The 14467-nt window shown below is 31.8% G+C and carries 12 protein-coding genes; 6 read left to right on the top strand and 6 right to left on the bottom strand.

What is annotated here, in order from left to right; genetic code table 11:
- Nucleotides 1-7 precede the first annotated feature (7 nt).
- Entirely contained in the window at nt 8-1096 is a 1089-nt protein-coding gene (locus tag ABWP20_RS03135; RefSeq protein WP_353093650.1) for a GerAB/ArcD/ProY family transporter, read from the top strand.
- Here ABWP20_RS03135 and ABWP20_RS03130 read toward each other — a convergent pair whose 3' ends face one another.
- The 5 genes from ABWP20_RS03130 to ABWP20_RS03110 all read right to left on the bottom strand — a co-directional run bounded on the left by ABWP20_RS03130 (nt 1097) and on the right by ABWP20_RS03110 (nt 6756).
- Nucleotides 1097-2461, bottom strand: coding sequence for an amidohydrolase (locus tag ABWP20_RS03130; protein WP_353093648.1), 1365 nt, complete (start codon nt 2459-2461; stop codon nt 1097-1099).
- Complete coding sequence (locus ABWP20_RS03125; RefSeq protein WP_353093646.1) at nt 2454-3578, bottom strand: M20/M25/M40 family metallo-hydrolase; 1125 nt, start codon at nt 3576-3578, stop codon at nt 2454-2456. Before ABWP20_RS03125 ends, ABWP20_RS03130 begins: the two co-directional genes overlap by 8 nt.
- 40 nt (nt 3579-3618) lie before the next feature.
- On the bottom strand, nt 3619-4287 hold the full coding sequence (locus ABWP20_RS03120) for a hypothetical protein (RefSeq protein ID WP_353093644.1): 669 nt from the start codon (nt 4285-4287) through the stop codon (nt 3619-3621).
- A 20-nt stretch (nt 4288-4307) separates the two neighbouring features.
- Nucleotides 4308-5015: a DUF5058 family protein gene (locus ABWP20_RS03115; RefSeq protein WP_353093642.1), complete on the bottom strand. Its 708-nt coding sequence runs from the start codon at nt 5013-5015 to the stop codon at nt 4308-4310.
- A gap of 460 nt (nt 5016-5475) precedes the next feature.
- Nucleotides 5476-6756, bottom strand: coding sequence for a hypothetical protein (locus ABWP20_RS03110; protein ID WP_353093640.1), 1281 nt, complete (start codon nt 6754-6756; stop codon nt 5476-5478).
- Nucleotides 6757-7119: 363 nt separating this feature from the next.
- On the opposite strand from ABWP20_RS03110, the gene ABWP20_RS03105 reads away from it, so the two are divergent.
- From ABWP20_RS03105 to ABWP20_RS03085, 5 genes are read left to right on the top strand one after another with little or no spacing between them, the layout of a single operon-like run.
- Complete coding sequence (locus ABWP20_RS03105; protein WP_353093638.1) at nt 7120-8784, top strand: peptide ABC transporter substrate-binding protein; 1665 nt, start codon at nt 7120-7122, stop codon at nt 8782-8784.
- A 58-nt stretch (nt 8785-8842) separates the two neighbouring features.
- Nucleotides 8843-9772, top strand: a complete 930-nt coding sequence (locus ABWP20_RS03100) for an ABC transporter permease (RefSeq protein ID WP_353093636.1) — start codon at nt 8843-8845, stop codon at nt 9770-9772.
- Nucleotides 9772-10728, top strand: coding sequence for an ABC transporter permease (locus tag ABWP20_RS03095; RefSeq protein WP_353093634.1), 957 nt, complete (start codon nt 9772-9774; stop codon nt 10726-10728). The genes ABWP20_RS03100 and ABWP20_RS03095 overlap by 1 nt, the downstream gene beginning before the upstream one ends.
- Nucleotides 10729-10740: 12 nt before the next feature.
- A complete protein-coding gene (locus ABWP20_RS03090) occupies nt 10741-11742 on the top strand; it encodes an ABC transporter ATP-binding protein (RefSeq protein ID WP_353093632.1) in 1002 nt (333 codons plus the stop codon).
- Complete coding sequence (locus ABWP20_RS03085; protein WP_353093630.1) at nt 11742-12704, top strand: ABC transporter ATP-binding protein; 963 nt, start codon at nt 11742-11744, stop codon at nt 12702-12704. Before ABWP20_RS03090 ends, ABWP20_RS03085 begins: the two co-directional genes overlap by 1 nt.
- 127 nt (nt 12705-12831) lie before the next feature.
- Here the strand turns inward: ABWP20_RS03085 and murJ are convergent, their stop codons facing one another.
- The gene (gene murJ, locus ABWP20_RS03080; protein WP_353093628.1) at nt 12832-14427 is read right to left on the bottom strand and encodes a murein biosynthesis integral membrane protein MurJ; all 1596 of its coding nucleotides are present in this window, start codon (nt 14425-14427) and stop codon (nt 12832-12834) included.
- Between the last annotated feature and the right edge of the window lie 40 nt (nt 14428-14467).

Genomic DNA, 14467 nt, shown 5'->3' with positions numbered 1-14467 from the left:
AAAATTTATGCAAACAGAAAACATCTCAACCTCTCAATTTAAATCATTAATTATTATGTTCATTCTTGGCACCTCTCTACTTATCAGTGGAGATTCCAAAGCCATGGAAGATACTTGGATTGCCCTTTTAATAGCCATTGCTATTTCTATTCCCTTAATATATATCTATGGCAAATTATTACTTCGTTTTCCAGGAATTGGACTATTTGATATACTCCCACAAGTTTACGGAGGTTTCTTAGGGAAAATTTTTATTTTTCTTTATACCTTTTATTTCTTCCACCTTGGAGCTATTGATATAAGAAATACGACTGAATATGTTCAAGTAGTTTCTTTCCCAGAGACTCCTCTATATATTACTGCTATTTTTATTGGGCTTTTATCCTTATATGCCATTAATGCAGGCCTCTCTGTATTAAGTACATGGACAAAAATAATTTTACCGCTAATTTTTATAGTAATTTTCGCTACTTTTATTCTAGCTATACCTCAATTTGATTATTCCTATATTCAACCAATACTATATAATGGTTGGAAGCCTGTAATAGAAGGAGCATATTCTCTCCTTGTTTTTCCTTTTGGTGAATCTGTCATCTTTATGGTTTTTCTCTGTCGTTTGAGCAATAAAAAAGATACCACTAAAACTCTCATTAGTGGTATCCTAATAGGTGGCTTTATACTTTTAACTACTACCTTTAGAAATACTCTATTACTTGGATTCCCTAATCTTTCTAAGATATATTTTCCTTCTCATTATGCTACTTCAATAATAAACATAAATGGTTTTGTCCAAAGAATAGAAATTATCATTTCAATAAATTTATTATTGACTAGTTTTACAAAAATAGCCGTCTGTTTATATGCTTCTTGTGTTGGAGTATCTAAGTTTTTTAACTTCAGAAACTTTAAAAAAACTTCTACAATTCTTTGTGTTCTAATGATTATTTTATCTTCGCTTCTCTATAGAAGTACTATGGAAATGTTTGAATTTATCCATATCTATAAATACTATGTTATACCATTTCAATTCGTAATACCTACATTAACTCTTATTGTAGCCATAGTAAGAAAAAAGGGTATTACAAATATGGAATAATTATTCAATATTATTAGTATCTAAAAATTCTTTCTTTATAATTTTATCATTTGAATTCATGAAATTTAGGTACTCTTCTTTTGTCATGGCTGGAACAAAATCCTTAAGGATATTTTTAGCTTCCTTAGCATCATCAAAAAGTAAATCTACTATGGTTAAAGCCAATGCTTTAGCTGGTTCTAAATAAAGATATTCTTCATTGACTATATGATATTCTTTTGAATGAAGTTCTCCCCTTACACCTCCAAACATAGGATGTAAAGTAGGCATTATATGGGATACGTCACCTAAGTCAAAAGAACCTGTAAAGTCTATGCCTTGTACTATTTCATCTTCTTTAATTCCAATGTTTAGTAAATTCTTAAACAATACATCTTCCATTTTTTGATGCTTTAATATAGGTAAATATCCTGGTATTTCTCTGATTTCAACATTTGCACCTACAGCCATGGCCCCTGCAATCAATGAACGATTAACCTTTTCATTAGCATCTATCATTGCTTGAACAGTCCTTGCTCTTGTATATGACTCCATACGAACATCAGCAGGTACTACATTCACAATGTCTCCACCCTTAGTTATGATTGGATGGATCTTTACTCTATCACTATCTTTAAATGTCTCTCTTTGAGCATTTATATTATTTAATGCCAATGATGCTGCATTTAATGCGTTCACACCTTTAAATTGAGCATTACCAGCATGAGCTTCTTTTCCAATAAAACGAATATCTTTTCCAATGAAACCATTGCTTACTGGTCCTACTAATACTTTCTTATCTCCTATATCTAAAACATGAAACATTACTGCCATATCAACATCATCGAATGTACCGTTTCTAATTAATTCCTGTTTTCCTCCAAAATATTGAATCTTTCCTTCTTCTTTAAGCTTACTTCTATAATCTAATTCTATAAATTCTTCTGCAGGTGTTGCAATAAAATCAATTTTACCGTCTAGCTCTTTATATACTCCTGATTTTATAAGACCAATTGCTACAGCCAACATTCCTGCAATTTGCACATTATGTCCACAAGTATGTGAGGCTCCTGAATCTAAAGCATCTAGATGACCATTACAAACTATACCATCTAGTTCACCTAAAACTGCAATTTTGGGTCCAGATTTATCTGCATTTATTTGAGCTTTACAACCAGTATATGCAATATTTTCTATTACATTAAAATTTAATTCTTTCTCAAAAATCTCTTTTACAAGCTTTGTAGTTTCAAATTCCTTGTATCCAAGTTCTGGATTTTTATAAATCTTTCTACCTATATTAAAAATCAAATCTCGATTTTCATCAATTGCAGAAATCACTTTAGATTTTATTGTTTCTTTTGTCATATCCATATTACTATTCATCTCTCTTTATATATCTAATAATTGCCTCTGTTGTCTTAAATAAGTCTTCAATTTCTAAATACTCTTCAACAGTATGCACCTTATACATTCCTACTCCAATAATAATTGAGTTAAATCCTTGCTTAGCAAATATATTACTATCTGAACCTCCACCTATTACCTTAAGCTCAGCGGGAACATTAATCTCTTCATATACTTTAGCAAATTCTTTTGCAAAGCTTAAATCATCCTTTGGTTTCAATACTGGATAATCACATTTATAATCTAGAGTATATGTTCCGCCTAGTGTTTCAACGGATTCATCACATATTTTTTTATAGGATTCAATAACTTCTAAAATTCTTTCTTCAGAATGACTTCTTACTTCTCCGCTAAACTTACACATATCCGGAACTACATTTGATGGGAATTCTGAATTTATCATAGAAATATTAGATGTTGTTAAAACATCTATTCTACCTATATTCATACGTGATAAAACATTACAAGCTATAGTAATAGAATTTATACCTTTTTCAGGCTCTATTCCAGCATGAGCTTTCCTACCTTGAAAACTAAATTCAATATCATATTTACTTGGAGCTGAATGTGCTATAATTCCAGCAGCTCCAGCATTATCTACAACTATCATATTTTTTGAAGGCATCATGTCTTTAGGAACCTTTTCCCAATTAAAATGTTTTGCACCAAGCATACCTATTTCTTCACAAGGTGTCAAAACAACATAAATGTCTTTATGTGATATCTTTTCTTCCTTAATAGTTCTCAAAACTTCTACAATACTTGCTATTCCGCCTTTGTCATCTCCACCTAATGTAGTAGTTCCATTAGTTTTAATAATATTACTTTCTATTATTGGTTCTACATTTAAATTAGGCTCTATTACATCCATATGAGCAGCAAGTGTAACGCCTTCTCCTTCTACATCCCCAGGAAACTTAGCTATGATTGAAGGTGAATCTCCACCATATTGTAAATATCCTTCATCCAAGTATATTGAAGCACCCATTTTTTCTAATAGATTAACGAGATATTTTGCATACTCTCCTTCTTTTTTTGAAGGTGAATGAATCTTTAACATTTCAACTAGGTTTTCTAACAATCTTTCCTTATTCAAAACTATGGCCTCCTAATATTTATTTGTAACTTACTTAAATTTATTTATTATCTATTTCTTTACTTAATTGTTTCTTAGCAAATGCAATTGTTGAGAATACTGCTACTAAAGTAACGATAAATGATGGTTGACCTGGAATGAAAGATACAACCTTTGTCATTATAAAAGCAACTGCAAGTGCAAATATACCAGTCTTTGGTGATTTTATTGCAAATTGAGCGAAAACTCCACCAAATAATGCAGGTATAATAAGTGATAACATTCTCATAAATGATTCAGGCAATGCAGCTAAAACAGTTTGCCCAGCAAATACAGCTAATAATAAAAATACGATTCCAACCCATATAGAAACTCCAATTCCTATAGTTCCCATAATTGCTCCTTCATCAGTACCAGACTTATAACCTGAACCTTCTAATGCTGATACTGCTGCTGGTATTCTCATATTTACTAAGTTACCTGATAAAAAGCCCATATATAATCCAGCTCTACCAACTATAGGGAAATAACTAATAGGCTCACTGAAATAAAAAGCTCCTGAAACTGATATCTGAGAAATTGCCCCAGCTATAATTGCTCCTAATCCTGGATTGAATCCAAATCCCCAAGTCATAACTGCTGGAGGAAGGAAACTTACAACAAGGCCAAGAAGCATGGTAAATCTACCAATCTTTGTAATATCTTTAGTATATTCTTCATAAACGTTCATCTACATAGTCCTCCTATACTCTAAAATGTTAAAGTTCCGATAATTGCTCCTCCAAACATTGCAATTGTTAGAGCCCATTCTTTTAACCAAGCAAATTTCTTTTCTCCTAATTTCATACAAATTATCATAATAATTAGACCTGAAATTGCTGAAATTGTTATATCAGGATTTGTTCTAACTTTTAGATAATTACCGATATTAAAATATGCAAAAGATCCAAGCATAGCACCTATACTAACAGCTGGTAATAATGCTTTTCTTCCGCTTGTTAATAAATTATTTACTTTGTCCATTCTATGTCCAAATAAAAATACGAATACTATCCATCCAATTGAACCTAATGCCATTGTCCATAAAGCATTTGCAAATACAACAGGAGTCATATTAGTAGAAAGTTCAGAACCTAAAGCTTGAGCTCCAAAGTTAGCTGCCATTGCCTCAAAGTTAGAACCTCCGATTATACTTAATCTAAATGCTGATACTGGGGAACCCATAGTAACTAATAAAGCCAATAAACTTCCAACAACACCTAATGCTGGTCCTACACTCCCAATAGCACTTGTTTTTATACCTTTTTTTATTCTAGAATAATCCATTCCCATATCTAAACCAGCTTTAACTGATTTTCTAGTTATTAATATAGATTGAATTAGTATAGTAGCTATACCAATTGCTGATACAATCCACATAACAGGATGGTTTGCATAATATAAATGATTTGTCTCCATCTTTTACTTCCACCTTTCATTAATCATAGAATTAATTAATCTAATTATATCTTAATTTTAGAAATACCATTTTAAACATTTAAATACTTCAAATTATTATAGCCAAATTCTCATAATTTACCATATCCTCTTAAAATTACTTATAATTACTAGTATAATGTTTAATTAAATCTTAACTTATTGATATTAAATGTCTTATCACTTCCTTTTATAATATTTAAAATTTAGATTTGAAAATTTAAATGTTTTATATAAGTATTCTATAAAATATAAACTAATGGTAAAATCTGGTGATAACTACTTTTTTCTTGTCTTAAATACGTCCTTAATTCTGTCCCAAATATGTCCTTAATTGCCTAAATTATATTATATCTTTTTATAATTGTCAATAATCCTTTATTTGTTATTATAAAAAACCCTAATCATTAAAATAATTAAGGTTTTCTTTAAATTATTAGTTTTATTTTAATTTAATCTTAATTTTACGGCGTGGTCTACCTGCACCTAATGAATTTTCTAGACTAGATTCTTCTCCATAACCATTATCTATAATGCTTTTTAAGATACGATTAGCACTACGTTCACTTATAGATAGAATCTCCGATAGTTCCTGACTTGTAAACTCATCTCTCCCTAGTTTATTTATTACAGCATTGATTTTTTCAATATATTGGTAACTAATTCCAATTTCCTTAGATAGCTGCAGAGTTTTTTTATTGGCTAGATTCTTATATTTAATTTGACTTTTCCTCATAATAGGCCCCACTACATTTTCCCCATCATAAAAATAAATATTTCCTTGTTTCTCAGAGGTACTTTTTCTTAAGGCATTTCTTGCATTCATTTCAGACTGATAGATTGTTGCTCCCTCACCTATGCCTACACCTATTATAATATTATTTGATTTGCAATTATTTATTATCCTATATAAAGAATTTATGTTTTCTAAGCTTAGAGATGCCCCTTTATTAGATATAATAAGGTATTCATTTGGACTAATGGCCTGCATCATGCCTTCTATTTCTTTAGAATACATTAAGATTTCTTCCTCTAATTGGAGCTGTCCATCTACACTATTATAAACTTCAGGATCTCCTTCTATTATTTGAATGACCTGTATCTGAATTACACGTTCATGAATGTTTTTCAATCTAATACTATTCTTTAACTCATCAAATCGACTTTTAATATCTATATTTGTTGCTTGTATCCTATATACTGGAATATTATGACGTTTCAAATAATTATATATATATCCAAAAGATGTAAAAATACAATCAATTTGTTTATCTTCATATTTTTTTAGATAATATTTCAAATAATCTTCTTCGCTTTTAGAAGGTAAATACTTCTGAATATCATAGCTTTTAACATCAATATTAAATTCATTAAATACATCAAGTAAATCTTTTTCTTGTATTATGTCTAAAGCAATCCTCGTGTCTTTAATATCTTTCCAGTCCATACGAAATTCACATAGAGCTTTAATAATACCAATAATCCCTCTTTCTGTATATACAACAGGCTGCTCAAATCTTATTTTCGAAGAAATTTCAGAATAAACCCCTATACCAGTTAAAAATATACCATCTATTCTAGCATCTATGCTTTTAGCTATATCAATAAGTTTTTTTATCTCATCCTCTGTGTATTTAATAAACTCTATATCTTTATTCTCTAGGGAGAGAACTTTATGTATCTTTTCAACTGAATCCGAAGCACCCATTATAGCAATTCTCATATATATCTCTCCTCTCAAGTAGAATTGTTTAGGCATAAGTATTAGACATATAAAGCTGAAATCCACTGGAATTTCCTACAGCCTATTCTAACATAAATATTAAGAAAGTGCCATATATGACCTACATAACTTCCAAATATCCCCATATGCAGCCTATCTTATATTTTATAAAGTTTCTAGATAACGTTCTAATTTTTTAAGAAATAAATATACTAATTCTAAGATAATTATATCTACATAACTGCGCGATCACATTATTTAGCTACCTTGTTAAAATGTTTCTATTGAATTTAGCACGAAAAAGTGGTAAACTTATTTAAACAATTTTAATTTTCATAATATTAAAAAAGGGGGATTATTTATATGAACAAGAAGCTTTTAATGTTAGTAAGCTTGTTACTTATTACAGCTATTATCTTTACTGGCTGTGTTCCAAAGGGTGGAGACAATGCATCAACTGATACACCAGCAACAACCGATACACCAGAGTCTACACCTGCTGGAGAAAAGATTTTAAAGACAAATAACTCTAGTGAGCCAGGATCTTTAGACCCTGCACTAGCACAAGGAACTCATGAGTCTTGGGTTCTAGATCATATTTTCGAAGGTCTTATGAAAGTTGACCCAGATCTAAAAGTTGTTCCGGGTATGGCAAAAGATTATAAAGTATCAGATGATAATTTGACATATACTTTTACTTTACGTGATGATATTAAATGGTCAAATGGTGATCCAGTCGTAGCAGAAGACTTTGTATTTGCGTGGAAAAGAGCATTAGATCCAGACATGGCATCAGACTATGCTCATCAACTATATTATATCAAAGGCGGTGAAGCATATAACACTGGTGAAGGAAGCGTTGATGATGTAGCTGTTAAAGCTTTAGATGAAAAAACTCTTGAAGTAACATTAGAAGCACCTACTGCATACTTTTTAGAGTTAACTGCATTCTACACTTTATATCCTGTTAATAAGAAAGTTGCAGAAGCAGATCCTAATTGGGCAAAAGATGCTAAAACCCATGTATCTAACGGACCATTTACTTTAATTGAATGGGAACATAATGCTAGCATTAAGATTAGAAAGAATGATAATTATTACGATAAAGCTAGTATTAAACTTGATGGAGTTGATTTTGATATTATTGATGATGAAAACACTGCATGGCAAAAATATGAAGGCGGAGATTATGATTTCTTATCTCCATTGCCACAAGCTGTAGTTGCACAAATGAAAGCTAATAACAATCCAGAATTAGTTATTGGTGCGGAAGTTGGTACTTATTACTATAACTTAAACTCAAAAGTTAAACCATTTAACAATCCTAAAGTTAGAAAAGGATTAGCAATGACATTAGACCGTCAAACTATAGTCGATAAAATTGCTCAAGGTGGACAAATTGCTGCAGAAGGTGTAGTTCCATTTGGTCTGCCTGATGAAAATGGTAAAGAATATCGTGACAATGTTGGTAAATTAGTAGAATTCAACCTTGAAGAAGGTAAAAAACTATTTGCTGAAGGTCTAGCTGAAGAAGGTATGAAACCTGAAGACTTTAAGAACTTTGTTATTCTATATAATACTTTGGAATCCCATAAGAAAATAGCTCAAGCTGTACAAGAAATGTGGAGAGTTAATTTAGGCATTGAAGTTCAACTTGAAAATGTAGATTTCCAAGTTAAACTAGATAGGGAAAAAGCTGGAGATTATCATATTTCACGTGCAGGTTGGATTGGAGACTATATGGATCCTATTACCTTCATAGAATTATGGCATAGTGAATCTAGCTTCAATGATTCAAAATATAATAATCCTGAATACGACAAATTAGTAAATATAGCTAAAACTAGTCCAGATGCTAAAGAACGTTTTGACGCTATGAGAAAAGCTGAAAAAATGGTTATGGAAGATATGCCTGTAGTACCTGTTTATTTCTATACTCAACCTTATGCTCAAAAACCATATGTAACAGGTGTATATAAGCCATTAGTTAACTATCCAAAGTTGACCTATGCAGATATGAATAAATAGATATATATAGGGTGAGCTTTGCTCACCCAAATATTTTAAACATCAAAGGAGGGGGAAGATGAAAAAGTATCTTTTTAAACGACTAATTATGTCAGTTATTACTCTTTGGGCTATTATAACTATTACATTTTTTCTAATGCATTCTATCCCTGGCAATCCCTTTAGAAAAGAAGGTAAAATGCCAGCAGCAGTTTATGAAAATCTTCTAAAGAAGTATGGACTAGATAAACCAAAATCAGAACAATATGTAATATATTTGAAAAATCTTTTAAAAGGAAATTTCGGAGAATCCATGAAATCTAAGACAGAAACTGTAAACGATATGATAAGACGTGGATTTCCTGTATCAGCTTATTTAGGAGCAGAAGCCTTAATTATTGCTTTAATTTTTGGTCCAGCTTTAGGAGCTTTGGCAGCATTATACCAAAATAAGGTCCCCGATTATATTTCCATGGTCATTGCAATTATAGGTATTTCTGTTCCAAGCTTTATAATGGGTACCATCCTAATCCAGTTTATTGCCAAAAATATATCTTGGCTTCCTATTGGTGGATGGGGTGAATTTAAACATACATTACTTCCAGCTTTAGCATTGTCATTAATGCCTTTAGCTTATATGGCAAGGCTTATGCGTTCCAGTATGCTAGAAGTTTTAGGACAAGATTATATTAAAACTGCTAAATCCAAAGGAATTTCTAAAGCTGCTGTTATTATAAAGCATGCTGTAAGAAATGCTGTACTTCCTATAATATCTGTTCTCGGAACTTTAATTTCCAATCTTCTAGTTGGTAGTTTTGTTATTGAAAAAATATTTGGTATTCCTGGACTTGGAAAATTCTTTGTTCAATCTATTAACAACAGAGATTATACCCTTATAATGGGAACTACGATTTTTTATTCTATTATATTAATAGTTTTACTATTATTAGTTGATGTGGCGTATATGTTTATTGACCCCCGTATTCAACTTACTAAGGAGGGACGTTAATGGAAAACCAAACTAGTTTAAATAAAAATTTAAATCCTGATATGTTTGAACCAGCATCCTTCGAGGATAGAAATGCAGAAAAAATTAGACGTCCCAGTATAAAATATTGGCCCGATGTTTGGCGTAGATTAAAACAAAACAAATTAGCAATGACAGGCCTTATAATAATAGCACTTATGATTTTTATGTCTATTGTAGGACCGCTTATTAACGGTTTTAGCTATTTTGAACAAGATTATAATAAAATCAATTTACATCCTAACAGCACTCATTGGTTTGGTACTGATGAACTGGGAAGAGATCAATTTACAAGAATTTGGTTTGGAGCTAGATATTCTCTAATAATTGGAATACTTGCTGCTACTATTGACTTTATTATCGGTGTAGTATATGGAGGAATCTCTGGAATATCCACAAGACGTGTAGATAATATTATGATGCGTATTGCGGAAATTGTCTATAGTATTCCTTATCTCCTTATAGTAATTCTTTTATCTGTTGTATTCTCTACTGAAGGTTCTGGTACTTCTCTATTTGTCCTAATATTAGCCATGACTCTTACTGACTGGGTACCAATGGCAATATTAGTTAGAGGTCAAGTGCTTCAATTAAAAGAATCTGAATATTCCTTAGCTGCCGAATCTTTAGGAGCTGCAAAAGGATGGATTTTGAAAAAACATATTATTCCAAATACATTGGGTCCAATTTTAGTAAACGTAACACTTACTATACCTAGAGCAATATTCGCAGAAGCTACTCTTGGTTTCTTAGGTCTTGGATTTCAGGCACCAAAATCAAGCCTTGGTTCCTTAGCTAATGATGGTTTAGCAGGTATGGCTGTAGGAAATTCCTATCAAATAATTATACCAGCAATATTTATTTCCTTAATAATGTTTGGTTTTAACGTATTAGGCGATGGGCTTCGTGATGCATTAGACCCAAGACTACGTAAATAGAGAGGTGGAAAAATGGAAAAACTATTAGAAGTTAAAAATTTATCTGTGTCTTTTAAGACATTCTTTGGAGAAGTTGAAGCCGTTCGTAATATTAGTTTTGATGTGGGTAAATCTGAAACTGTAGCTATTGTTGGCGAATCTGGCTGTGGAAAAAGTGTTACTGCCAATTCCATAATGCAGCTCTTACCTATGCCACCTGCTTTCTTTAAAAGTGGAGAAATAATTTTTGATGGCATTGACCTTTTAAAAAAATCTGATAAAGAAATGCAATCTGTCCGTGGCAATGATATTTCCATGGTATTCCAAGACCCTATGACCTCTTTAAATCCAACTATGAGAATTGGAAAACAAATTGTAGAAGGTCTTGTGAAACATCAGAAACTATCTGCTAAAGACGCAAAAGAAAAAGCTATAGAAATGTTAAACTTAGTAGCAGTTCCTCAACCAGAAAAAAGAGTTAATCAATATCCTCATGAATTCTCTGGAGGTATGAGGCAAAGAGTAATGATAGCACTTGCAATGGTATCTACTCCAAAATTATTGATTGCTGATGAGCCTACTACTGCCCTTGATGTTACAGTACAAGCTCAAATTCTAGAGCTTATGAAAGAAATACAGAAAAAATTGTCCATGTCTATTATACTAATTACCCATGATTTAGGCATTGTAGCGGATATGAGCGATAAAGTAATAGTTATGTATGCAGGACAGATTTTAGAAAAAGGATTAACTGATGAAATATTTAAAAATCCTAAACATCCTTATACTAAAAAGCTTTTAGCTTCTGTTCCTCGTTTAAATATGTCTAGGGATGAACCTCTTCACTCAATTGATGGAACACCTCCGGATTTATATATTCCTCCTAAAGGATGTTCTTTCTACGACAGATGTGATCATGCAATGAAAGTTTGCAAAGAATATATGCCTGAGTTTGACAATCATAGTGATACACATATAAGTCGCTGCTGGATGAATCATCCTCTGGCAAAAGCTTATGAAGGGAGGGAAATCTGATGGTAGAACCTTTAATATCTGCAAGAAATATTAAAAAACATTTTGATGTAGGAGAAGGAATGCTAAAGGCCGTAGATGGCATTAGCTTTGATATATATCCTGGAGAAACCTTTGGATTAGTTGGAGAATCTGGATGTGGAAAATCCACTGCAGGCAGAACTATTATAAGGCTATACGAGCCAACAGATGGTGAATTAATATTTAATGGACAAAATGTCTATAGCCTTTCTAGACGAGAAATGCAGGAAATCAGGAAAAACTTTCAAATGATATTCCAAGACCCTTATGCTTCTTTAAACCCTAGAATGACTGTAGAAGAAATAGTTGCAGAGCCGCTGGATATTCATCATGCCTATAAGAATAAAGGTGAACGCAACAATAGAGTAATAGAATTATTGAAATTAGTAGGGCTTAATGAAGAACACGCCATGCGTTTTCCCCATGAATTCTCAGGTGGTCAAAGGCAAAGAATCGGAATCGCAAGGGCATTGGCATTAAATCCAAAGTTTATTGTCTGTGACGAGCCTATTTCAGCTCTAGATGTATCTATCCAAGCTCAAGTAGTCAATCTATTAAAAGAACTACAGGAAAAGCTAGGTTTAACCTATATGTTTATAGCCCATGATTTATCCATGGTAAGATATATCTCTGATAGAGTTGGTGTAATGTATTTGGGACATATGATGGAATTGGCTCCATCGGAGGAATTATATGAAAATCCAATCCATCCATATACCAGAGCTTTATTATCAGCAATACCAATACCTGACCCAGAAATTCAAAGGTCTAGACATAGGATAATGCTAGAAGGAGATGTACCAAGTCCAATCAATCCTAAAGAAGGTTGCAGATTTGTAGACAGATGCTCCTATGCCGTAGAAAAATGCAGAGAAACAAACCCTACTTTTGAAGAAATACGACCAAACCATTTTATCTCATGTCATAGAGCTAGAGAGATTTAGACAATTAACAGATAACAATTATAAAAAGATAAAACCAAGATTCTTCGCTTAGTTCAGTATGACAATTTCTGTCACCCTGAGCAAAACAAAAGATCTTGGTTTTTTATTTTTCTTTATTAATTGTTAATTATCTTTTGAATATAATACCCAATTCCTTTATCCTAAAGACTACACATAAAACAAAGTACACTATTACTCCAACTACTACTGATGCTAATAGCATAACCATCTTCATGACTTTCGTTGTTGCTATGACAGCTCCTAATTTGTAATATATTAAATATACTACAATCCCCATAGCCAATGAAGCTACAAGGGTTTTTATGAAACAAATCAAATACTTCGTTAAACCTATTGATCCAATTTTCCTTCTAAGACTTAGAAATAGCATAAGGGTAGTTATAGTAGATGATATACTTGTAGCCAATGCTAGTCCCATATGTGCCATAGGCTTTATTAGTAATAAGTTTAAGGCTAAATTTATAAACACTGCCACTATTCCATTAATCATAGGTGTTTTAGTATCCTGCAATGAATAATATACTCTATTGAGCATTAAGCGTAAGGATGAACCTATTAATCCTATAGAATAAAATATAAGAGCTTTACTTGTCATATATGTGGCTAATTCATCAAAAGCATTTCTCTCAAAAAACAAATATACCATAGGCTCTGATAATATAAGTAATCCAACTGTAGCTGGTACAGTTATAATAAGTATAATATTAATCCCTAGTCCCAGAATCTCTTTCACCTTCCCATTATCATTTTGGGAAAATGCTTGGGACAGCATTGGAAAGATTACTGTAGTTATGGCCATTATAAACACTGCTATGACCATGTCATTTACCTTGGAAGCATAGCTAAGGGCTGATATACTACCATCTATTAACCCAGATGCCAAAGTCTTATCTATGACCACATTTATCTGTTGTACTGCAGACCCAATAAGCACTGGAAGTATTAAAACAATTGCTTTACTTAAATACTTATCCTTTAAATTTATCTCAAACTTATATTTATAACCCATATGACTAACTGCTGGTACCAATATTAAAAATTGGGCCAATGCAGCAATTACAGTCACTACCATTAAAACAACCACATTAGAATCCTTTGCAAAGAAAAATAAGTAAATTAAAAACACAAAATTATATGGCAAACCAGATATAGCTGGCGGCCCAAATATCTGACTACTATGAAGTAGTCCTGAAAAGACATATGTAAATCCCAGAAGTATTGCTATGGGAAGTCCTACCCTATTTAATTTTACAGCCAACTTAAATTGCTTTCCGTGAAATCCTTTTGCTAATATCTTTATTACTGTAGGCGAAAATATATATCCCAGTATAACTATAAAAATTGTTATTACTAAAACTATATTAAAAATATTATTTAAATACTTTAATTTTCCTTTCTTACCATATTTCTCTCCTATTTCAGAAAATATTGGTACCAATGTAGTATTTAATGCAGCTCCTAATGTGCCCATTATAATTACAGTAGCTGTCATAGCCACGAAATAAGTATCCGTTTCCATACCTGAACCAAATCTATTTGCAATCATAACTTCCCGAACAAATCCTAAAGCCTTTGATATCAGTGTAAATATGGATATCATTGCTGCTGATTGTGCAAGTTTTCGTTTTTTACTCATTATATTCACCTTTTCAATCTGTCTTATATTCATAATCATTCTATCAAAAATATCTATTAGTGTCATCTATTATCTCTTTTATATTACTATTATAATATTAAAAAGC

This window comes from Tissierella praeacuta, from assembly GCF_040396155.1.
In the GTDB taxonomy this organism is placed as follows: Bacteria; Bacillota; Clostridia; order Tissierellales; family Tissierellaceae; genus Tissierella; species Tissierella praeacuta_A.
Note: the sequence above shows the minus strand (reverse complement) of the source record. Positions and strands in the feature narration are given on the sequence as shown.

Coding starts and splice junctions, on each gene's coding strand:
- ABWP20_RS03100 (WP_353093636.1), top strand. CDS start 8,843: ATGAAAAAGTATCTTTTTAAACGACTAATTATGTCAGTTATTACTCTT.
- ABWP20_RS03105 (WP_353093638.1), top strand. CDS start 7,120: ATGAACAAGAAGCTTTTAATGTTAGTAAGCTTGTTACTTATTACAGCT.
- ABWP20_RS03130 (WP_353093648.1), bottom strand. CDS start 2,461: ATGAATAGTAATATGGATATGACAAAAGAAACAATAAAATCTAAAGTG.
- ABWP20_RS03095 (WP_353093634.1), top strand. CDS start 9,772: ATGGAAAACCAAACTAGTTTAAATAAAAATTTAAATCCTGATATGTTT.
- ABWP20_RS03110 (WP_353093640.1), bottom strand. CDS start 6,756: ATGAGAATTGCTATAATGGGTGCTTCGGATTCAGTTGAAAAGATACAT.
- murJ (WP_353093628.1), bottom strand. CDS start 14,427: ATGACACTAATAGATATTTTTGATAGAATGATTATGAATATAAGACAG.
- ABWP20_RS03120 (WP_353093644.1), bottom strand. CDS start 4,287: ATGAACGTTTATGAAGAATATACTAAAGATATTACAAAGATTGGTAGA.
- ABWP20_RS03085 (WP_353093630.1), top strand. CDS start 11,742: ATGGTAGAACCTTTAATATCTGCAAGAAATATTAAAAAACATTTTGAT.
- ABWP20_RS03090 (WP_353093632.1), top strand. CDS start 10,741: ATGGAAAAACTATTAGAAGTTAAAAATTTATCTGTGTCTTTTAAGACA.
- ABWP20_RS03135 (WP_353093650.1), top strand. CDS start 8: ATGCAAACAGAAAACATCTCAACCTCTCAATTTAAATCATTAATTATT.
- ABWP20_RS03115 (WP_353093642.1), bottom strand. CDS start 5,015: ATGGAGACAAATCATTTATATTATGCAAACCATCCTGTTATGTGGATT.